Origin of the sequence: Halobacteriovorax sp., assembly GCF_048381875.1 — a bacterium.
Classification (GTDB): Bacteria; Bdellovibrionota; Bacteriovoracia; order Bacteriovoracales; family Bacteriovoracaceae; genus Halobacteriovorax_A; species Halobacteriovorax_A vibrionivorans.
The window spans coordinates 73,374-95,469 of record NZ_JBLXBP010000002.1; the positions used below are offsets into that span (position 1 = coordinate 73,374).

Annotated in this window: 19 protein-coding genes and 1 tRNA gene; 13 read left to right on the forward strand and 7 right to left on the reverse strand. The window is 35.3% G+C overall.

Translation table 11 applies throughout. From position 1 onward, the window contains the following. Positions 1-4: 4 nt before the first annotated feature. A complete protein-coding gene (locus tag ACN5L8_RS04560; RefSeq protein ID WP_419172416.1) occupies positions 5-1,900 on the reverse strand; it encodes a hypothetical protein in 1,896 nt (631 codons plus the stop codon). A 42-nt stretch (positions 1,901-1,942) separates the two neighbouring features. Next, on the reverse strand, positions 1,943-2,848 hold the full coding sequence (locus ACN5L8_RS04565) for a LysR family transcriptional regulator (protein ID WP_334679175.1): 906 nt from the start codon (positions 2,846-2,848) through the stop codon (positions 1,943-1,945). A 100-nt stretch (positions 2,849-2,948) separates the two neighbouring features. On the opposite strand from ACN5L8_RS04565, the gene ACN5L8_RS04570 reads away from it, so the two are divergent. The 4 genes from ACN5L8_RS04570 to lipB all read left to right on the forward strand — a co-directional run bounded on the left by ACN5L8_RS04570 (position 2,949) and on the right by lipB (position 7,793). Continuing rightward, entirely contained in the window at positions 2,949-3,506 is a 558-nt protein-coding gene (locus ACN5L8_RS04570) for a pentapeptide repeat-containing protein (protein WP_114706460.1), read from the forward strand. Positions 3,507-3,689: 183 nt separating this feature from the next. Continuing rightward, positions 3,690-5,981, forward strand: coding sequence for an efflux RND transporter permease subunit (locus ACN5L8_RS04575; RefSeq protein WP_419172417.1), 2,292 nt, complete (start codon positions 3,690-3,692; stop codon positions 5,979-5,981). A 95-nt stretch (positions 5,982-6,076) separates the two neighbouring features. Beyond that, on the forward strand, positions 6,077-7,075 hold the full coding sequence (gene lipA / locus ACN5L8_RS04580) for a lipoyl synthase (protein ID WP_114706462.1): 999 nt from the start codon (positions 6,077-6,079) through the stop codon (positions 7,073-7,075). Then, complete coding sequence (lipB, locus tag ACN5L8_RS04585; protein ID WP_419172418.1) at positions 7,065-7,793, forward strand: lipoyl(octanoyl) transferase LipB; 729 nt, start codon at positions 7,065-7,067, stop codon at positions 7,791-7,793. The genes lipA and lipB overlap by 11 nt, the downstream gene beginning before the upstream one ends. Before the next feature lie 25 nt (positions 7,794-7,818). On the opposite strand, the gene ACN5L8_RS04590 is transcribed toward lipB, so the two are convergent. Further along, the gene (locus tag ACN5L8_RS04590; protein WP_419172419.1) at positions 7,819-8,355 is read right to left on the reverse strand and encodes a hypothetical protein; all 537 of its coding nucleotides are present in this window, start codon (positions 8,353-8,355) and stop codon (positions 7,819-7,821) included. A gap of 140 nt (positions 8,356-8,495) precedes the next feature. Between ACN5L8_RS04590 and ACN5L8_RS04595 the strand changes: the two genes are divergently transcribed. The 7 genes from ACN5L8_RS04595 to ACN5L8_RS04625 all read left to right on the forward strand — a co-directional run bounded on the left by ACN5L8_RS04595 (position 8,496) and on the right by ACN5L8_RS04625 (position 14,664). Then, positions 8,496-9,080, forward strand: coding sequence for an RNA polymerase sigma factor (locus tag ACN5L8_RS04595; RefSeq protein WP_162929559.1), 585 nt, complete (start codon positions 8,496-8,498; stop codon positions 9,078-9,080). Next, complete coding sequence (locus ACN5L8_RS04600; RefSeq protein WP_419172420.1) at positions 9,077-9,421, forward strand: hypothetical protein; 345 nt, start codon at positions 9,077-9,079, stop codon at positions 9,419-9,421. The genes ACN5L8_RS04595 and ACN5L8_RS04600 overlap by 4 nt, the downstream gene beginning before the upstream one ends. A gap of 18 nt (positions 9,422-9,439) precedes the next feature. Next, positions 9,440-9,817 carry a DUF2237 family protein gene (locus ACN5L8_RS04605; RefSeq protein ID WP_114706467.1) on the forward strand — a complete coding sequence of 126 codons (378 nt, stop codon included), beginning with the start codon at positions 9,440-9,442 and terminating at the stop codon, positions 9,815-9,817. A gap of 205 nt (positions 9,818-10,022) precedes the next feature. Then, positions 10,023-12,230 carry a hypothetical protein gene (locus ACN5L8_RS04610; protein ID WP_419172421.1) on the forward strand — a complete coding sequence of 736 codons (2,208 nt, stop codon included), beginning with the start codon at positions 10,023-10,025 and terminating at the stop codon, positions 12,228-12,230. A gap of 72 nt (positions 12,231-12,302) precedes the next feature. Continuing rightward, positions 12,303-12,379, forward strand: a tRNA-Arg gene (locus tag ACN5L8_RS04615). A gap of 240 nt (positions 12,380-12,619) precedes the next feature. Then, the gene (locus ACN5L8_RS04620; RefSeq protein WP_419172422.1) at positions 12,620-13,813 is read left to right on the forward strand and encodes a lytic murein transglycosylase; all 1,194 of its coding nucleotides are present in this window, start codon (positions 12,620-12,622) and stop codon (positions 13,811-13,813) included. An 83-nt stretch (positions 13,814-13,896) separates the two neighbouring features. After that, the gene (locus ACN5L8_RS04625) at positions 13,897-14,664 is read left to right on the forward strand and encodes an STAS/SEC14 domain-containing protein (protein ID WP_114706470.1); all 768 of its coding nucleotides are present in this window, start codon (positions 13,897-13,899) and stop codon (positions 14,662-14,664) included. A 38-nt stretch (positions 14,665-14,702) separates the two neighbouring features. Here ACN5L8_RS04625 and ACN5L8_RS04630 read toward each other — a convergent pair whose 3' ends face one another. Then, positions 14,703-16,919, reverse strand: a complete 2,217-nt coding sequence (locus tag ACN5L8_RS04630; RefSeq protein WP_120404511.1) for an NADP-dependent isocitrate dehydrogenase — start codon at positions 16,917-16,919, stop codon at positions 14,703-14,705. A 187-nt stretch (positions 16,920-17,106) separates the two neighbouring features. Here ACN5L8_RS04630 and ACN5L8_RS04635 point away from each other — a divergent pair, with 187 nt between their 5' ends. Together ACN5L8_RS04635 and ACN5L8_RS04640 are read left to right on the forward strand one after the other, a co-directional pair. Then, on the forward strand, positions 17,107-18,012 hold the full coding sequence (locus ACN5L8_RS04635; protein WP_419172423.1) for a DUF6607 family protein: 906 nt from the start codon (positions 17,107-17,109) through the stop codon (positions 18,010-18,012). A gap of 115 nt (positions 18,013-18,127) precedes the next feature. Then, on the forward strand, positions 18,128-18,973 hold the full coding sequence (locus tag ACN5L8_RS04640; RefSeq protein WP_419172424.1) for a hypothetical protein: 846 nt from the start codon (positions 18,128-18,130) through the stop codon (positions 18,971-18,973). Here ACN5L8_RS04640 and ACN5L8_RS04645 read toward each other — a convergent pair. The 3 genes from ACN5L8_RS04645 to ACN5L8_RS04655 are packed head-to-tail and all read right to left on the reverse strand — an operon-like array spanning position 18,961 to position 22,082. Next, positions 18,961-20,199 (reverse strand): hypothetical protein, encoded by a 1,239-nt coding sequence (locus ACN5L8_RS04645; protein ID WP_114706474.1) that lies wholly within the window; start codon positions 20,197-20,199, stop codon positions 18,961-18,963. The two genes, ACN5L8_RS04640 and ACN5L8_RS04645, sit on opposite strands and share 13 nt — an antisense overlap. After that, the gene (locus ACN5L8_RS04650; protein WP_419172425.1) at positions 20,192-20,557 is read right to left on the reverse strand and encodes a DUF333 domain-containing protein; all 366 of its coding nucleotides are present in this window, start codon (positions 20,555-20,557) and stop codon (positions 20,192-20,194) included. Before ACN5L8_RS04650 ends, ACN5L8_RS04645 begins: the two co-directional genes overlap by 8 nt. A 4-nt stretch (positions 20,558-20,561) precedes the next feature. Continuing rightward, positions 20,562-22,082 carry a hypothetical protein gene (locus ACN5L8_RS04655; RefSeq protein ID WP_412474334.1) on the reverse strand — a complete coding sequence of 507 codons (1,521 nt, stop codon included), beginning with the start codon at positions 22,080-22,082 and terminating at the stop codon, positions 20,562-20,564. Positions 22,083-22,096: the final 14 nt, after the last annotated feature.

Below are 22,096 nucleotides of genomic sequence, written 5' to 3' on the forward strand. Positions count from 1 at the left end.
ATTATTACTCCATAATTATTTGAAAATCTCGCTTCGAATCGTGAAAGTCACGGTTGATGTCGAGAATTTCATAGTAAATACTTGGGAATTCATGCTCTCCGTACTGAAAATGAACAGGGGCACTTCTGTTTCCAAGAATATCAAGTTTAAAGTACATCAAGTTTGGTAGGTCATTAATTGGTACCAAACTCTGCACAACTCGATAAAAGTACTTCCTAAAATTATTCTTGTCGATGTTATCGATCACCTTTTCTAATTTTAAATACACATTATCTGGATGAGATTTAAGAACTTTTAAAATTTGCTTGGCCACATGCCTTGTATGGGCCCTTTGCCAGAAGAAAACTCGACTTATAAAGTACTTACCATTTTTTCTCGTTCCAATAATACGATAGCCACGATCTTTCTTTATCTTATTAACTTCATGAATAATATCATCAAGAGTAATGTCGCCAATATAATCAAAGATCTCTTTTCTAAGTATCAAGCGATAGCGTACTTCTGTGGTAATATTCGTCTTAAGTCCTGGTACTTCTCCAAAGTCAATTTTTCTAAAAATAAAAGAAGGAACGAGTGCTCTTAACTTACGATAAGTTTTTTTCCACTCTCCTTTAGTGAAGTAGCGATCTTTTCGAAGATAATTTGTCCCAAAGTCTAATGCTGAGTTTAGGACCTTATTTTTAGGTATAAATGAAAAGAAGGACTCTTCCATCTTATCTTTTCGTCGATGAATTAGAATATTAAATTCTTCGCTATATCGGTAGACTTTATTAGGAAAGAAATAATCTCCTTGGTCTTCTCCATTTAGAATTGAAATATTATTCTTATAATAAGTCATATTGTAGTCGATCTCAGAAATAAATACTCCAAACTTCAACCCACTTCTTTCGTACTTATATTCGTTAAATCCTTGAAATAGTAATTCCACCCCAGCATTAAAAGCGGCCAACTCATTTGCTAAGCTAAAGTCTGAGATTAACTTCTCTTCAATATATTGACGTCCCGTATACTGGCCGAACATTTTATCAAAGTTTAGCTTAAACTTTGGCTTTAAAATTAAATCGAAAGCTTCGCGTGCCTTTGGTTTACTTAAATCAAACACGTAATCTAAAATATATTGTTCACCGATTCCTCGACCATAATTGAACTCAAAGACTTCAAGCTCAAAGCGTTTTGATACAAAATCAGGAGCTTTAACTGCTTTTACTAAAGTTACAAAAAAATCACTCTCAACTTTTGCTCCAGCTCTGGCCTCTGTAGCTGTACGAGTAACTATTTTGAGTCTTACCTTAGACTCATCCATACGGTAAATATTTATAATATAATTACCACTAGTGATAACATTTGCGTTTACTTTAGCCCCAATAATATCGGCATAATCATAACCGTAACTAGCTCCAATATTTAAATTCATGCTCGCAGGCATAGAAACAAAGTCTCCAACATTTAAACGCTCTAATGTACTTTCAGCATCAAATGGAATCTTATGGAATGAATAAGGAAGTGCGAGTATCGCTTTTTTCTGACTTTCAAAATGTCTAATAAAAGTAACTCGATCATCTTTTGAAAATGTAAGGCTTATTGGAGTAATGGCATCGATATAAGAGCCAGGGTTTACAGATCGATTAAATCTCCACTCATCTACTCTTGCAAACTTCCCCTTCAGATACGAAGGAGTCATTTCATAATTATACTTTAAACCGAGTCCGACACCTTTAATTTTATCGTAATTAAAAATATCAACAGAAGTTGAAAGGTTTAAATTTGCAACCTCTCTAATAATAATGTCTTTTAGTTTTCCATCTTTAAGAAAACTATTATCTTCACTATTGGCAAATGAAGACAAATTAAACACTGATAAGAGTGCAATAATAAAGTGAATTGGTCTGATTTTATTCATCGCTAGATGCTAACGATTTTTGAACTAGTCGGCAAATACAATTTAATGAAGATTTATAAGGCCTCTGGCAGTATTATCCTCGTTTTCAACATGTAGAAGATCCTTTAGCTTACGTGCATAAAGAAGATTTTCGTTATGGCGTTTTAATATAGCATATGTTGGAACTGCAATCTCATTATCTGGGCCAAGGCAATATAGATTCTGAAAGATTGTTTCATTACCTATTGCAGCAAGAATGATCTCACCTCTCAATGCCAAGGTTTCAAGATATTCAAGGTGCTCGCTAAAAAAGCTCTCTTTCAAATAAATTCCCTGCTCTTTTAATAATTGCGTAGCATTAAGAATTAAAGACTCATCTGATGATAAGAATCCAACTGGCAATTTTTTAACAACTTGCTCCATAGGCAAATCTCTAAACTTAGCGGCCATGGAAGTACTTATATAGAAGCGAAGCTGATTATTTGCGACCAAGAAGTTCTTATACATGTCATTACTTATCGGATTGTCACTAATAGCAATATCAACAGTATCGTTTTCTAAGAAGTACATTGTCTGTGAAAAATTTTTGGATCTCTTTGTTTTTGTATGGCCAAAGTCTCGATATAATTGAAAGTAATCTCCCAAGAAAGCTGAGACGGCCTGTGATTCTAAATGTGACTCTATAGAAAAAGAAACATCATACCCGCCATCATCTTCAAAAGTTAGGCTATCAATAAGGCGCATACCATTATCAAAGATATTCTTTGCATAGGAATAAACGTCTTCGCCTTTTTGCGTTAGAACAATCTCACGGACCTTACGCTCAAACAATTGAACATCGTAATGCTGCTCAAGCTTCTTCACCTGTTCACTCACTGTAGATGGAGCTAGCCCCATTTTTAATGCGGCCTTCTTTACAGATTTATGCTTTGCAGCTTCATAAAAACAATAGAGATGATTCCAATTCATAGAAGTAACATAAATCGGAAATTCCGAATTTACAAACAATTGACTTAATATAGCTAAATAAAATCGCTACTATCTTAACAGTTTTAAAAGAGGAAGACTTATGACTACGCAAAACACGATGTTTACTGCTATTAAAAAGCAAAATGAAAACCGTATAAACCTTCGAAATATGGAGAATATACGACTGATCAGTGCTTCAAGACTAGAGAATAGTTCATTCGATAACTCAATGCTAGATAAAATCAATATTAGACACTCAGACCTTAATGAAAGTGATCTTCGAAAGTGTAATATGAAGTACGCAAAGCACAATAATTCAAATTATGAAGGTGTTGACTTTACTTGGTCAAACCTAACAAGAAATAAATTCAAAAGAATCAATCTTAAAGACGTTACCCTTGAGTGTACCAACCTTGAAGATAGCTCTTTTGATGAATGTGAACTAGCTGCAACAAGCTTTCGCTGGGCAAACCTAAATGGTGTAACTTTTAAAAGCTGTAACCTAGCAGGTTGTGACTTCTCAAATGTAGACCTTACAAATACAGTCTTCATTAATTGTAACCTTAAAGGTGCCATTTTTAACATCAATACAAGAATGCCATTTCAAAAAGATAATGCAATTAACAAACTTGGCATGGACTTCGTTGGAATCCAATAGCCAATTAAGACGCGCTCCAGAAGATTTTACTCATTCAGTAGTAAATTGCTTAAACATTTCACTGCTTAAGTTTCTGGAGCGTCTACATATTCTATCTCATCCATTTCTTAATAATATTTCCATAGATTATCTTAGAAGAACTTTATATATTTATAGAGTAATTTTAAAAAGGATTAAATCGTAATGAAACGTGCTCACTCCATCGCAGAAAGCGTTGCTAAGTATATTGTTGATCATACTAAAACATGCCTCTTTCTTTCATTCTTATTACTTGCTATTGCCGGAAGTGGAATCGTAAAAATTAAAGCCAATTACTCAGTAAAAGGTTGGCTAATGGATGATGACCAACGCCTTGTTGATCTTAAGGCCCACGAAGGAACATTTGGAAGTTCAGATACAATCGATATCATGCTTTATAAGGAAGATGGTATTTTCGATGAAAAGACGGTTAAGACGATTCAAGATATCACAAGAGATCTATGGCAGATTAAGCATATTGTTCGAGTTGAGAGTTTAACAAATTATAATTCAATTGAATCAGAAGAAGATGACATTTTTATCACTCCATTTTTAGATGAAGAAGTTGAACTATCAGCTGAAAACCTAGCAAAGAAAAAAGAAAGAGCAATTAATGATAATCAACTTATCAATTCATCTCTTTCAAAGTCTGGACGATTCACTTACATAAGGGCGTTTCTTGATACATTTGAAACGACTCCTCCTTATGATCAAGTTGTTGTTGATACCGAAGAATTGTTAGAGAAGTACAAAAAAGAAGATAATAATATCCAGTTTTTTCTCGGTGGGATTTCATTTATTAACGAATCCCTACAAAGAGCATCTGATCGAGATATGGCCGTTGTTTTCCCTATTGTTGTGACGGTTCTTTCGATAATTCTTCTATGGTTTTTTAAAAGCTTTCTTGGCGTTGTTCTCCCCTTCTCACTTGTTGGTCTTGCGATTTTAACAACTTTTGGTATTGAGGGACATTTAGGAATCGAGCTATCAAGTATTATTGCTGCACTTCCGGCCATTCTAATAGCGATTGGTATTGCAGACTCGATCCATATCCTCATTGGCTATCGTCACTTTGCTTTATTTGAAGGAATGAATAATCACGATGCTGCAATTGCATCTTTAAAAAAGAACTTCATTCCAACCCTTCTTACAACATTAACAACTTCAATCGGTTTCTTCTCTCTAACAACGACAGAGATTAAACCAATTTATAATCTTGGTATTCTCTCTGGTATTGGAACATCAGTTGCTTGGTTTTTCACTTACTTCTTCTTAGGAGCACTACTTACTAAAATCTCATTTAAAAGAAAGGAAAATGAGGATGAAACAAAATTTAGTGCCTTTGATGGTATCTTCCAATTTGCAGAAGATCATAAAGTCTCTATAAATATCATCACACCAATTATTGCAATTGCCGCCATTTACCTAGGAATGCAAAATTATATCAATGCTGATCCTATTGAGTACTTTGATAAAGGTACTCCTGTAAAACAGGCCTTTGATAAAACAAGATCTGAATTTGGTGGATCACGTGTCATCGAATTAGTTTTTGACTCAGGTGAACCTGAAGGAGTAAAGAATCCAGTTTTTATGAAGAAAGCTGAAGAGCTAGTTCAATGGATGCTAGAGGATGAGAAGATTATTCGAGTAAGCTCAATTCTTGATATCATCAAGAAAATGAATAAGACGCTCCACTCAGACAATGAAGAATATTATGCAATTCCAGATACAAGAAGGGCCATTGCGGATCAACTCTTCTTATACACTCTAGGACTTCCTCAGGGACTTGATCTAAAGAATCAATTATCTCTTGATAATCAGAAGTTTCGCGTACTCGTTATGTGGGATATCAATGACTCAACTGCTGCCATTGAAAAAACTGATAAGATAATGGAAAAGGCAAAGGAAATTGGAATCGATATTTACGAAGCGGGACAATCCCCTATCTACAATCGAGTTAATGACCTTGTTGTAAACACTCTACTAACATCAATGAGTATTTCACTTCCAATTATTTTCTTAATTATTCTCTTTGTTTTCAAAGATCTCTCACTTGCACTACTTTCATTAATTCCAAATATCTTACCATTAAGTGTTGCTGCTGGAATTATGTACTTAGTTGGTGATGAATTAAATATTGGAAACGTAATCGTCTTTGCTGTTTGTCTCGGTATTGCGGTGGATGACACTATCCACTTTGTCTCAAATTACAAATTAAAGATGATGGCCGGTATGAGCGGGCACGACGCTTTAGCATCGACAATGCACCAAACAGGAAAAGCACTGACCTTAACAACGTTAATGCTTACGATCGCCTTTGGCCTCTTCTACTTAGGAGACTTTGTGCCTAATCAAAAATTTGGCGTTTACTGTTCAATTATTCTAACCTTAGCGCTTATTGCAGACCTAATTGTCCTACCTGCTGCGTTATTAAGTCTAAAGAGTTCAAGAGAATAGACTCTAAGGTATAGAAATTACATATCAACCCATCATATGTCTTAACTTACAGCTTACAAACTGTTATAAGCTAAGACATATTTTGAGGTATTTTAATGACGAATCAAACAGATCAAAACACACAAGAGTACACTGATCAATACGAGGCCCAACGCCAGAAAATTCAACAAAAGAAGGCCCGCTTAAATATCGGAAAAGAGAAAGAGGCCAGAAACCTGGAAAGAAAACCAGAGTGGCTTCGAGTTGGTCTACCAACGGGTGATAACTTTAAAGAAGTAAGAAAAGAATTACGCGAAAAGAAGCTTTTCACAGTATGTGAAGAAGCAAGTTGTCCAAATATGTCGGAATGTTGGTCCGCAAAAACTGCAACAATGATGATTCTAGGAGGAACGTGTACAAGAGCATGTAAGTTCTGTCATGTTGATACAGGAAATCCTAAAGGTGTCGTTGATTTTAATGAAATAGAAAATGCCGCAAAAATGGTTGAGACTATGTCACTAAAATACCTTGTTGTAACAAGCGTTGACCGTGATGATCTTCCAGACTTTGGTGCTGGCCATTTTGCTAATGTCGTTAAACGAATTAATAAAGACTATCCAGATACTCTAGTAGAAGTTCTAATCCCTGATTTTAATGGTGAGTCCCAGCATATGGACACTCTTGCAAAGAGTAATCCATTTGTCATTGCTCAAAATATTGAAACAGTAAAAAGACTTACTCACGATGTACGCGACAGACGTGCGGGATATGAACAAACTCTTAATTGCTTAAAATATTACAAAGAAAACTATCCTCATATAGCAACGAAATCTTCTATCATGCTTGGACTAGGAGAAACTCATGAAGAAATTCTTGAGACGATGCAAGATCTAAAAAATGTAGGATGTGATATCGTTACTCTAGGTCAATACATGCGCCCTACAATGAGACACCTAAAAGTTGAGCGCTACTATAAACCACAAGAGTTTGAACACTATAAGAAAGTCGCCTATGAAATGGGATTTGAATTCGTAGCCTCAGGACCGTTAGTACGTTCAAGCTATAAAGCAGCAGATTATCTTGATCACCTAAGAGCGAAAGGCCATGACATTTAACGAATTGCTTAAAGAATTAAATATCAATGACTTTGACCTTGAGACTCAAGTCCAAACTCATATTTTTCATAAAGATAATTGGGACTATGAAGAAGCTCTTACCTTTCAAGAAAAGGTTAATGAGTTTATTTATGATAACCCTGAACAAATGGTCTATATCATCACTTCCCATCCAGAAGTCTTTACGATGGGACGAGGATTACAACGTAATCAAATCGAGCAACATGGACTTGTTGATTTTGACCAGGCCATTATTAATAAAATTGATGTTCCTGTAGTTAATATAAAAAGAGGTGGCGGGTTAACCTTTCATCATCCAGGTCAAGTGATAGTCTATCCAATCGTCCATATTGGTAGGCAGAAACTAAAGACAATTGAGTTAATTAATAACCTATTCAAAAGTACAGTTAGGGCCATTGAAAATAATGACAAAACAATTTCTAATCTAGACTTTGATAGGCCATTGCTTGGATTATGGCATGGAGAAAAGAAGTTAGCATCAATGGGTGTCCAACTTAAGCGCTTTGTTTCTATGCATGGGATGGCATTAAACGTCTATCCATCACAGAAGATGAATCGTGCACTACAATTAACTTTTCCATGTGGCCTGCCTGGAGATATTTACAATACCCTCGTGAATGTATCAGAAGATGTCATTGATAAAGAAAATTATCGCTCAAATTTTATAAAATGTTTAAAAGAACAATTACTTAATTAGAAAAGGCCTCATTTGAGGCCTTTTCTTATTTTCGATATGATTTAATCTTCTCTCTAAATTTTTTGCGCTCGGCCTTCATTTGGGCCTTAAATTCTTTCTTGAGTTTCTTTATCTCATCTCGTTGAGTTGTATGCCTAAGTTCTTTCATTTTTTTCCTAAACTCAGAGCTTTTCTCTTTCAATTCTTTGCGAATGCTTTTATTTGCATCTTTATTACCAAATTTAATTTTAGACTTTATAGCATTCATCTCTTTTATATGCTTTAAAACCATACTACGGTTCTGTTCCAAAAACTTTTCTCTTAAATCAAAGATTTGATTTTCTAACTTCAATCTTTTATTCATTTGTTCTTTTTGAAATTTATTAAATTCACCTTCAAGCTTAGCAATATCTTCTTTAGAAAGTTTTGCAATATCTTTTGAAAAGTCCTCTACTTTTTCATGACGATCTCGATGACCTCGTCGTCCCTCTCCGTCACGATACTTTCCGCGTCCTCCACCTCTTTCAGCAAGAGCAGAAAAAGTTAATAAAAAAGTTAAGATAAGAATATTAAATTTCTTCACGACTCACTCCTTAGGTTGGTCTTTAACTATTATACTCAAGCGATATCAAAAAGTTTCACACAAGCATAAACTGCTGATATTAAAGGCATTTTTTATCTAGTGAAACTTAATACTCAATTAACAGTATAATATAGATGCGTATGATGAAGACAATATTTGGTGCAAATTCAAAACTTACAAGGGCCTCAGACAAAGAGCTGATGCTTCTTGTTACCAAAGATAATAATCATCATGCTTTTAGAAAACTATATGAGCGCTTAAGTGAGAAGCTTTATCGCTTTATCTATTATATTGTCCTTGATGAGAGTGTTGCCCAAGAAATCACTCATGAAGCTTTCCTGACCCTCTATGATAAGAGGAAGATGTATCGAAGTGATTACCAAGTTTCAACATGGCTTTGGACTATAGGTAGAAACAAAGCATACGACTATAAAAAGAAGAAAAAAGAGATCAGTATAGATGATGAAATATTAATTTCATTACCAAATGATGATATCTCAACACTTCAAAAACTTGCACAAGAAGCAAGCTCTGAAACAATAAAAGAAGCATTAAAGCTTCTTCCAGATTCCCAAAGAGATGCCATCCTCTTATGGATGGATGACTATAACACAAAAGAGATGGCAGAGATTATGGAAAAATCGGAACAGGCCATTAAAAATCTTATAAACCGAGCAAAAATGAAACTTAAGGAAGTACTTGAAGGAAGAATGGAGTCGATATGAAAAAAGACTTATTAAAAGACATTCTAAATGAGAAAACTCAAATTCAGGTTCCAAGAAACTTGGAACAAGATTTCTTACAAAAGTTTGATAATCATATTGAAATGAAAAGAACCAAGAAGAGAATTTTCTTTGGTATTAAGAATATTACTCTCACTATCGCCTCTGTATGTATTTTTACAATAGCTTTTATTAACTATACAGCTCCATCATCTAATAAAACGACTACAGTTTCTGATTATCTAAGCTTTGTTGAAAGTAATTTTAAAAACGACGACATTATTAACGAGAATATTGATGAAATAGATGGACTTGCATATACTAACTTCTATGATGATTACTAAACCATAATAGGAGTTTAAATGACACAAGAAAGAAATGACCACTTAAATGTTTTAGGTACTCCTTTACAAATGTGTGGCTGTACTCCAATGACAGGTTTTTATCGAGACGGTTTTTGTCGAACAGATATGCAAGACAGAGGAATGCATACAGTTTGTTGTGTTGTAACAGAAGAGTTTTTAGAGTTTTCAAAAGCTGACGGTAATGATCTCTCAACCCCTATGCCTCAATTTCAATTCTCAGGATTAAAACCAGGAGACAAGTGGTGTCTTTGTGCTGGCCGCTGGCTAAATGCATATAAGGCAGGGAAAGCTTGTCCTGTTATTCTTGAATCTTGCCATGAGGAAACCCTAGCAGTAATCCCTCTTAGCGCACTTAAAGAATTTTCACTTAGATAAGATAATTGCCTTATTCCTTTAGATAATTTTTTATTAAGATGACTTTAGTCATACTTTGAGAGCAACTTTAAAATTATAAGCTGTATACCTGAATCAAAAGTATACGGACCCTAAAAAAAAGTTAAAATTAAAGTTACTTTTTAAAATATTCGTATATATAGATTCTTAAAAAAATTTTACTTCAGATTATTATGAGGAATAAAAGTTGAGAAAGCATCTTATCATCATCTTGTTTTTTTTATTTTCACAAGCTGGCCAAGCAGCTAAGAACAAAGACAATAGTCAATCTCCAAACAATCAAAATACTTCAAGTAGTAAGAATACTGGAAGTTCGAATAATAATGGCAACAAGGGCAATGGAAATAATGGCAACGGCGTAGGCGGTTCTGAGGGCAATCAAGGAAACGGCAATAGCGGAGATAACGGAAACGCTGGTGGAAGTCATTCTGGTGGCCAAGGGAATTCTGGAAATAGCGGAGACAACGGAAACCACGGTAACGGAAATAATGGCAACGGTAATGGCGGTTCTGAGGGTAACCAAGGAAGCGGCAATAGCGGTGACAATGGAAATGGCGGTGGCCATGATGGCGACAATGGCGACAATGGCGACAATGGCGACAATGGTGACAATGGCGACAATGGTGACAATGGCGACAATGGTGACAACGGCGACAACGGCGACAACGGCGACAACGGCGACAACGGCGACAACGGCGACAACGGCGACAATGGCGACGATGGCCAAAAAGAAGACCAAGATGATGAGTCACAAGATAATACAGATAATGATGAAACACCAAAAGATACAGCAAAGAAGACAGATGAACTTAAGATGGAGTTTGCAGGGATAAAGCCAATTGTATTTGGTAATATTTACTCAACTTCTAGAATTGAAGCTACAGGTGAAGGCTTTGATGCTCCATCAGAAATTCAGTATACAGATAATGCTGGTGGATACCTTGTAACAACAAAGAGAAAATATGATTTAGGTCTTGGAGCTGCTGGTGTTTGGAATTTCCCGTACGCAGGTGAAGAATATCCAGAGCTAGTAAACTCATCTTTTGTTATTGGCCTAACAGCACTACAAAATTCAAGTGTTATCTATAAGAAGTCTTACCCTACTCTTGCACAAGCAAAGGCAAATTCACTTAGTGGGAAACTTCCATTTAAGGCCAGCGAACTTGAAATTTGGAACAATGGGGATAGTGTAAATTATTTGGCAGAAGGAGGAGTTCTCCTTTCATTCACTGCTGTCTACAACTCTATTCCAGTTACGTTAGGTGGTATTTTTAAAGGTACTTATGATTACTATATTGAAAAACTAGAGGATAAAAGAGTCTATGTTGAAATAACGAGAACAGACTTAAAATCTGCGCTACTTTCAACAGGTATTTACTATGCGAATGCTTCTCTTTCAAAAGTTGAGAAAGAGGGTCAAAAGCTATCATATATTTTTGATCTATCAGATGAATATACAGCAAAGGTATATGAAGATGTTCTTAAAGGTAAATTCTTAGAAGCTCAAGAGATGGGAGAAACATATCCAGATCTAAGAGTGACTAAAGTTGAAACAACTGATTTTAAAATGAAAGGAAAAGAATTTAATATTGGATTCAAGACTCCTTTTGTGCAAATTCTTTCTTGGAACTTTAACAAGAGTCTTTTTGTTGGAGTCTCAGACACTGAGATTCATAGTAACGGAGTTATCACTCATCGTGATTATGGAGTATATAAGAGCGGAGTATCTTCAAACTTCGGGCCATTAGAGAGAACTTCACTTAAAGCATTTTATGGTGCGACAGCGAAAGCGACAGTAGAAGGAAAAGACATTAATAATACTAGTGGAACATTTGTATGGTTATATGAATCCAACAATGGAACTTATAAGAAGTTAAGAAGAGCACTGTCGAAAGTTAAAGATTTCACTAACCTAACGGACTTTCTAAATGTTAAAATTGGAAAGAAGAAAGAGAAGCTTAATTACACAAAGCTTGAACTAAGTCTTGAGTATTCTGAAGCATTTACAAAATATTTAATGAATTCGGACTTAAGCTACAATACACTAAAATATGATCTTGTTGGCGATATCAATACTGCATGTACACAAAGACATTACAATTATGATCGCCGCACTGAATGTATTGATAATGAGTCAAGAAAAGCAAGGTCTGCACTATCTTCTATCAAGAAGTATCTAGCTAAAATGAAAGTAAGCTTTAAGAAAGATAATAAAGACTTCGTTAGTAATTATGCAAAAGTTGGAAAGAAGATATTATCAAGTAAGTACGTCTTCCAGGAAATTTTTGAGAGAGGTACTAAATGTGGAATGAAATTAAAACTTCATATGACAGGAGAGAAGTTTATTGCATTTGAAAAAGAATTAAATTATCCGAATACACCTGAATGTAAATAAAGAGAAGGCCAGCTTAGCTGGCCTTTTTTATTCTTTACCTTATCTCACTCTCCTTTTACAATTTAACTACATGCAGCCGTAGTTCAGTTGGATAGAACGTCAGACTTCGGATCTGAATGTCGGGGGTTCGAGTCCTCCCGGCTGCGCCACATCGTGCGGCAAAAGTGCCCCACAGGGCAGTTTTGAAGCACAGATGGATGTCATTTACTGAATACGACCTAGTATTCAGGCAAGACGAGCGAAGCGATGTCGCGGCTTTCGGTTACACTAAATCCCAACTCTAACATCTTCTAACTATAGAGCTTTGTAAGCAACTAACTTCGCGTAATTTCGTAGACTACGTCACAACGCGTCTTCAAATACAATTGCCTAACGTGTAATGTCACTGCATGAAAAAATTAATCGCAATAACACTACTGGCAATCAACACATTTGCCACACCCACTACAACTGAATTCAACAACTGGCTAGAAAGTCTAAAGACAGAATTAAACGAGAAAAATGGCTTTTCGTACTCACTACTAGATGAAGCATTTGACGGAGTAACATTTAATACTGATGTTATAAAATACGACCGCAGACAACCTGAGCATGTCATGAGTATGGGCCGTTATTTAAATATCGTCATTAGTAGTGAACGAGTTGAGAAGGGACAAAAATACCAAAGACAACTTGATGATATCTTCACTCAAATAAGACAAGACTATAACTTTCAAAGCCGCTTCCTTCTTTCATTCTGGGCACTAGAAACAAATTTTTCAAGTATTACTGGAAAGCTTGATATTATACGATCATTAACAACACTAACTTATGATGGAAGAAGATCTGCATTTTTCAAGAAAGAACTTATTAATGCACTAACAATGCTTGATAAAGGAATCTACTCTTACCCTACTGAGCGCATGCAAGGGTCTTGGGCCGGCGCGATGGGATCAACGCAATTTATGCCATCTACAATGTTGGCCTATGCAATTGACTATGATCAAGATGGCTACATTAATATGTGGGAAAATCGTCATGACTTCCTTGGTTCTTCTGCAAACTTCCTATCACAAGTAGGTTGGCGTGGAGATGAGAGTTGGGGCCATGAAATAGAGCTTCCACAAGACTTTGATTACTTTCATAGTGGACTAAAGTATAAAGAAGATCTTCAATATTGGATCGATCGCGATATCACTCTAAAAGGAGGAACTCAACTTCCTCACACAGATGGAAAGACTGCAATTTACCTTCCTCAAGGAGCAAAAGGGCCTGCATTTATTGTATATCCAAACTTCTTCACTATTTTTAAATGGAATAATTCTGAAAAATACGCCCTAGGAATTGGTGTCTTGTCTGACTTAATTAATAATCGTGCGGATTATTTTTCAAAGTTTAATTTAAATGAAAAGTCATTCATGTCATTTGAAATGGCAAAACAAATTCAAGCTAGGTTAAATGAACTTGGCCATGATGCAGGTCCAGTTGATGGAATCCCTGGAAAACAAACAACAGCAGCAATTCAACGCTACCAGGTCTCTATTGGACAAATACCTGACGGCTACCTAACTAAAGAGTTGGCCGAAGAGATTCTCTCAAAATAAACTATTCTTAACTTTAATACACAACCTCCTTCCCGATGAGAAGTTTACTAACTAAGTAATTAACTCATTGGAAAGGAGATTATATGCTTAAAATTATGCAAGGATTGCCTGATAGCATTGTAGGAATTGAAGGTTCAGGAAAGATCACAAAGAATGATTATATTGATGTTCTCGAACCCATTCTAGAAGAGGCCCTTGAAAAGGAAGAAAAAGTTTCATTGCTTTTCTACCTAAATGAAAACTATGAAGGATATACTCCAGGAGCAGTATTTGAAGATACAGCAATGGGAGTAAAGTATTTCAATGTGATGAAAAGATGTGCCGTTGTAACAGATAGCCCACTTATTACAGGTGCTGTTAATCTCTTTGCTCCAATTATTCCCATTGATTTTAAGTCATTCAAAATTTCAGAATTATCAAAGGCAAAAATGTGGCTTGGAGAAACACCTGAAACAGATATTGAATTTCACTTTGATTCAAATGACAATATTTTAACAGTTACTCCTACTGAAGCATTAAACATATCAGATTTTGAGACTTTGCAAACACTATTAAACCAAGTTTATAAAGAGACAGATATTATTTCGGGAGTAATCCTTAACACTCAAAACTTCCCAGGATGGGAGGATTTAAGAAGTATGTTAAGGCATTTTGAATTTTTAAAAGATAATCGATACCACTTTGAAAAAGTTGCGATATGTACTGATAATCGTTTTATTCAAAAAGCATTACCGACAGTTATTAAACATCTTGAAGATATCGATGCTCAAATTTTCAAGTATGGTGCCATCGACGAGGCAAGGAATTGGCTTCGAAATGTGGAGACACTAGATCAGATGCGTGCCGTATAAAAGAAGGCCCTCTTCATTAAGAGGGCCTTTTTATTTTTTTAAAGTGAATCAATCACAGAGTTAAGTGTTTGAGATGGTCTCATTGCTTTAGCAACAAGTTCAAAATTAGGATGATAGTATCCACCCATATCAACGGCAACACCTTGTGCACTATTTAATTCTTCAACGATCTTAGCTTCATTTTCAACTAGGTTTGAAGCAATTGGAGTAAAGATCTCTTTAAGCTCAGCATCGTCATTTTGATCAGCAAGTGCCTTTGCCCAGTACTGAGCTAAATAGTAATGAGAACCACGGTTATCGAGTTCACCAACTTTTCTTGATGGAGACTTATCATTCTTAAGGAATGCACTATTTGCTTCATCAAGAGTTTTAGCAAGAACCTTAGCTTTTGAGTTACCAGTTTTAATTGCAAGATCTTCAAGAGAAACACCAAGTGCTAAGAACTCCCCTAGAGAGTCCCATCTTAGGTGATTTTCAGCTGTGAATTGTTGAACATGCTTTGGAGCTGATCCACCAGCACCAGTTTCAAATAATCCACCACCAGCAAGAAGAGGAACAATTGAAAGCATCTTTGCAGAAGTTCCAAGCTCTAAAATTGGGAAAAGATCTGTTAGGTAATCACGTAATACGTTACCTGTTACAGAAATTGTATCTTCACCCTTAATGATTCTCTCCATTGAGTAACGAATTGCTTTAACTGGATCAAGAATCTTAATTTCAAGCCCATCTGTATCGTGATCTTTTAAGTACTCATTAACTTTCTTGATTAAGTTAGCATCATGGCCACGGTTTTCATCAAGCCAGAATACGGCCGGAGTATTTGTTAGACGAGCACGTGTAACACCAAGTTTAACCCAGTCACGAACTGCAACGTCTTTAGTTTGACACATTCTCCAAATATCACCTTCTTCTACTGTGTGAGTAAAGATAGTGTTCCCTTCAGAGTCAGTAACAACGACTTCTCCTGCTGCAGGGATTTTGAAAGTTTTATCATGTGATCCATATTCTTCAGCTTTCTTTGCCATAAGACCAACGTTAGGAACTGTTCCCATTGTCTTTGGATCAAAGGCACCATTTTCTTTACAGAAAGTAATAACTTCTTGGTACATCTGAGCATAGCTTCTATCTGGGATACAGAATTTAGTATCTTCAGTTTTATTATCTTTATTCCACATTTGTCCTGAAGTTCTAATTGCTGCAGGCATAGATGCATCGATAATAACATCAGATGGTACGTGAAGGTTTGTGATACCTTTATCTGAGTCAACCATAGCTAGACGAGGCCCATTTGCAATAGCTGCGTCTAATGCACCTTCGATCTCTGCTTTCTTTTCAGCTGGAAGGCCAGCAAGTTTTGCATAAACTGAACCTAGTCCGTTTGCCGAATTAACACCAAGTTCTTTAAACTCAGCTGCATATTTTTCGAAAACATCTTTGAAATATACTTCTACACAGTGACCAAACATAATAGGATCACTAACTTTCATCATTGTTGCTTTTAAGTGAACAGAGAAAAGAATGTCTTTCTCTTTTGCATCTTGAATATTCTTTGCAAAGTATTCTCTAAGTGCTTTTGCACTCATTACACCTGCATCAATGATTTCATCTTTAAGAAGTGAAACTTTTTCTTTTAAAACAACCTCTGAACCATCATTTTGCTTAAGTGTGATTTTTACATCAGTAGCATTTGGCATAATTGCTGACTTTTCAGAACCATAAAAGTCATTTGCTTCCATATGTGCAACATGTGACTTTGAATCACTCTTCCACTCACCCATTCTATGTGGATTAGCTTTTGCATATTCCTTTACAGGACCAGCAACACGACGATCAGAATTTCCTTCACGTAAAACAGGGTTAACGGCAGAACCAAGAACTTTTGCATAACGAGCTTGAATATCTTTTTCTTCATCAGTTGAAGGTGAATCTGGGTAATTAGGAACTTTAAAACCGTGATCTTGAAGCTCTTTAATTGCAGCAGATAATTGTGGAATAGATGCTGAGATATTTGGAAGCTTAATAATATTAGCTTCGGCCTTCTTTGCTAACTCACCTAAGTAAGCAAGGTCATCTGATTGCTTTTGCTCATCTGTTAAAAACTCTGGAAAATGAGCTAAGATTCTTCCAGCAAGAGAGATATCACGAGTCGTAACATCGATACCTGCATGCTTTGTAAAAGCTTTTACAATTGGAAGAAGTGACTGCGTAGCAAGAGCTGGCGCTTCATCAGTAATAGTGTAAATAATTTGTGACATTTTACATCCCGTGTTATTTGTTATGAAGTGATTATAAAACGCCTTATCCTATAATAAAACCAGCTACTTCGTCCACGATCTATGCGTCACACCCATAAAACTAGACTTGTTTACCTTATTTTAGTTTGACACTTCAAACATTATTTCTAACAATCAACCTAATGAAAATTACTAAGGGAGATAAATAATGAAAGTATTTTTACTTCTCGCACTTGCACTTCCAGCATTTGCAGGAATTACTATCGATAAAAATAAAGACATCCAAGAAATTAAGAAAATGACAGGCTGTTACGAGATTAAGTTTCAGTCGGCCGAGACTTTTGCTTACAACAGCGACTATGACTTTTATGATCGCTACGCTTCTGGAGCTCTTGAGTGGATCTTTGTTGATTCTGAAGATAAAGACTCAGTTAATATTCAACACATTCTTGTCACTCCACACGCCATTGTAAAGCATTGGCGACAGCAATGGGATTGGGAAGCTTCAAATGCACTAGATTATAGAGGCTTTTCAAACTGGAATAACCGTACAGTAAAGAACCCACAAGGTAATTGGGTACAAAGAGTATATCAAGTGGATGACTCTCCAAGATATGAGTGCTCTGCACCTTGGATTCATACTGATAAGAAATCATTTTGGGAATGTACGGCCAACGCACCTCTACCAAGAAGAGAATTCTCTATTCGTTCAGATTACAATGTACTTAGGAGAACAAATCGTCACGAGCAAACTTCATACGGGCACGTTCATGATCAAGATAATGTAAAAGTTAATATGCTTGAAAATGGAATGGAACTGAAACTTGCTATGGAAAAGAGCTACAATACTTATGTAAAAGTTGATGATAAGAGATGTCAGCCAGCACGTGATTGGTGGAAAGAGCATAAACTATTTTGGCGTGACGTAGTCAAAGTATGGGATGCTACACTTTACTCTCGCCCATCAATTCGTTTTGACTTCAAAAAAACAGGGGCACCAATGTGGTCAAGACTTTTCGCCCTTGATGATAAGTTCTCTACAATGCCTGGTTATAATTCAGAACTTGCGACTCAAGAAATCAAGGACTTAATTGAGTCTCATATCGTAGAATAATTTAATTACAATATTATCGAATAAAAAAGGGCCTGTTTTTCACAGGCCTTTTTATTTACTCTGCCCGTGGTATAATTAGTTTATCTTATTAATCACCGATACTTTACGGGAAAATATGCTTAAAAACGTTTATCTTTTAGTCTTTTTAACTTCATCAATTGCCCATGCTTCTACATACCAAGCTTCAAATGGGATTGAATTTGAAATTGATCAATGTTTAAAAGACTCAGATTGTAAGCAGCAACTTATAAAAGAGTCTCCCGTAAAAATTGCAAAAATTTTGAATGATTCAAAAAATCAGGGACAAACGAAGTTAGTATTAACTTCATTATTAGATGAAGAAAACTTAGCTAAATTTGATTCTCTTTATCGTTTAAGAACAGTAAATGATCAAAACCTTTTAAATAAACGAGACGCTAAGAAAGTCGAAATAAGTCTAAATAGGATGTCAGACACATATAAGTTTAACTATGCGACAGACTATATCCGCAATAACCATGACCAATTTAAAAACAATTCATATATTAATATCTTAATTAATAATGTAATTAGAGATGAAATTAAGAATTCATCACCCCTATCAGATCAGAAAAAAGAAAAATTAAATCAACTTCATAAAGAAGGCCTAATAAACCTTTCTCATTACTCTCAAGATATCGATTTAGAAGATAATAAATCAGATGAATGTTACGACTGTAGTGTACAAACAGCTTCAACAAGTGAGTATATGTCAGTTACAAATCTTGTAAAGGTTGCACAGCAAATGATAAAAGTTACAAGTACATGGTCTTCTGAATGTAATCTCGATGCAAAGAAAATAGAAGATGATGTCTTCTTCTATAATAAAACACGTAGGGCCAAAAGAGACTTACAACGTTACAAGAATACAACTTATATTAATCAAGAAACGTTTGAAGATGGTTGTACTAAAAAGATTGAGGCAAAAACTTATCGTAAGTAACAACGATGTCCTGCTCGTTGCATTTTATTTGCCCAAACATTATCACCGGCACCCCTAACACCATCACAATAGTATATTCCTGACCTTGAGAAATCACTTCTTTCTATTTTCTTAGGTTCGCTTTCTACATAAGTGACAAGTTGATTGCTGAAGTCTTTATAGGCATCAAAAAGAGGGCCTTCTTCTACCCAACCATTATCATTGAATACATTAAAATGAGTCCCCCAACTATTGTGGACTTTATATTGATTACGACATTCACCATTGCTATCACAGATAGTTCTAAATCCGCTTAAAAGATAGGCATGACCACCACACGAACGCTTTCTCTTCTCTTGAGGACACATTGACATATCACTAATATCATCCTCTCCTTCACAATAGCGTTGCCAAGTACAGCTTGATATCGCAGCTGATTGATCATTCTCAAATAACTCAATCATTTTCTTTCTAAATTTATCTTTATCAGAAATATGTTCTTGATGAAACTTTACTCCTGGTATCTTAACCTTCTCTTTTTCATCTCGACATTTTTTAGGTATCAGTACTTCATTTAAGAACTCTTCAAAAGCGTTGATTGAAGCGATTTTAGTAGCTGCCCTCGATAAGTTTTCAATCATATCCGTACTAAATGGATAGTACTTCTTAAAAAACTCTTCATTACAAGGCCTACAAAACCCATCACTCTCAGTTTCTTTTTTTACCTGATAATAAATATCATTCATGGCCTTTAATTGGGGATGCTCTTCGATATCAAAGTCCCCATTTGCTTGGCCATTGTAGTTTTCAATTTGTTGATAAGGTGCACATTCTTCAGTTGAAAATGATAAATCAACTTTTTTACCATTTGTTAATGATCTAGTAACTTGAGGAATATTTCCACCATTTAGTCCTAAGAATTCTTTAGAATTACCATTTTGTAATTGAGTCTTCCCAAGTACATCTAGAACGGAAATTTGTTTATCCTCATCACAAGCTCCACTTTTAATACAAGCTTGATCTAATAAAGAAGTGGTAGCAAATAAGTAACATGAACCAAATCCATCTTGATCACGAATGATTGGCTTACTCTTCACCTCTAGCTGACTTGTCACTCTTTCACTCCCCATAGGAGGAAGTTGTTGATAAGCAGCATGATTATATTCATTCCACTTCATTTCTTCAGTAATTTCAAGCTTTGCAAAGGTTGTTAATGAAAGAATAGAAAAGATAAATATTTTAATCACGTAGCAAACTCCACGCACTAATCATACTTCCATCTGAGAAGCGGCAAAAGCCGATTTGATTACCATTTTCCATTTTTAAAATTTTATATTCAGAATTACCTATTGCTTTACATGCTTTTGAGCCAGGGTGGCCCGCTAGTCCACGAGTTTTCTTTTGCTTTATCCTTCGCTTAAGACAGTCTTTTGATTTCTTACAAGTATCATTCATAAATACGGTATTTTTACCGCTGCCTTCTTTATAGATTTTTACTTCTTTGAATTTATCTTTTTCATAAATTTTCATAATTTGAAAATCTTTTGCAAAGAGATCAAAGGTAAAGAAAATTGTAAATGTAGATAGTATTATCATCTTAAACATCGACCTATCCTTTGGCCTTGAAAAATTGTTTGATACGATAAAAGAACTTCTCTACCCAATTACCCTGTACAGATGAAGGATCACGAGTAGTATCACTTGTTTCTTGTGCAATAACTTCAGCTACTTCTTCTAATGTTTTATCCATTTCATCGCCGTGCTCGATTTCTACAATAACTTCTTCAACCTCAACACTTCCATCATCATTTGATTCGATAACTTCACCATCTTCATTTACTTCTTCAACAGTTGCCCTTTCTTCAAGCTTTGATCTTTGATAGAGGTAAATAGGTGTTGAAGCTGGTATAAATTGTACAAGCTGTCCAATTACAGAACGACGATGAGTGATACTAATATCACCACGTGCATATGCCTTCTCTTCAGCGGCCAGCATTCTCTCATAAAATTTAGGATCATTTTCTTTTGCATACTGCTTGAGAAGCTTATACTTCTTCACAGCAAGTGCATCAACCATTCGAGCAAATGTCACGAGAAGTTCATCTTTAGGAATTGTCGTATTTACTGTTTTTAAATTTGAATAACTCTTTACTAAGTCATTACTGAAACTTTTTACAATATTATTTATCTTTGGAAAGTGTAGTCTTCTTGCTCTAGCATTATAGAAAGCTTGGAATAAGCGTACTGCACGATACTTACCGATATGTTTTGACTTATAAATAAGGCCCATAAAGGTATCAACTATTTCTGGTTGTAATAATAGTGAATATAGCCAATTGACAACTTCAGAGTTTCTTTCCTTCTTTAGTTTTGTAATTAAGGCCATTGGATTTTCGTGAACAATTCGAGTTATATCATCTAACTCTGGACGACTCTCTCCTTTGAAAAATATTGGAAGAGTACTTTTTTCTCTATCACTTGCAACACCAAGATTTGCCATAAGTTTTTTAAGCTCGACTTGGCATTCTTTATTACATAGATCACTATTTTCAAGGTCTCTAATATGCTCACGAACTAAGCGGTATTCATAGTAATCATTACCAATATTAATAATATTTCTTTCTGCTTCCTTATCAACTTCAATCTTAAATAAGTCGGCATTCGGTGAATTATCAAACTTTGATAAAATAAACTCATTGAATTCATCCGAGTACTCTTTTTCTTTCAAATATTTTTTAAGCTTAGTTTTTGTGACATCAGTAGATGAAAGAAAGTCAGATATATCTTTCATACGTTTAAAAGAGATAAAGTTTACTTCAAAATCCCTAAAGAATACTCTCCAGTCTCTTACATTCACTGAATAATGCTTAGTAAATAAGTTATTATCGAGTTTCTCAATCTTCTTCCATACAGAAAGAGACATTGCTGGCTCTTTGTGTTCACTAGTATTACGAAGACGACGATTTAAGGTCTCTAGTTTGTTAATCTTCTCCTTTAATTCAAATTCAGGAGTGTCATAGAACGAGTTTTTCTTTATACCAAGAAACGATTTAAATGCTCCTCCACAAGAAGCATAAATCTGAAAGTGAATAATTGAAGATAGAATTATTAAAGTATTTAGTCTTTTCATAGGCCCTCGTCCTC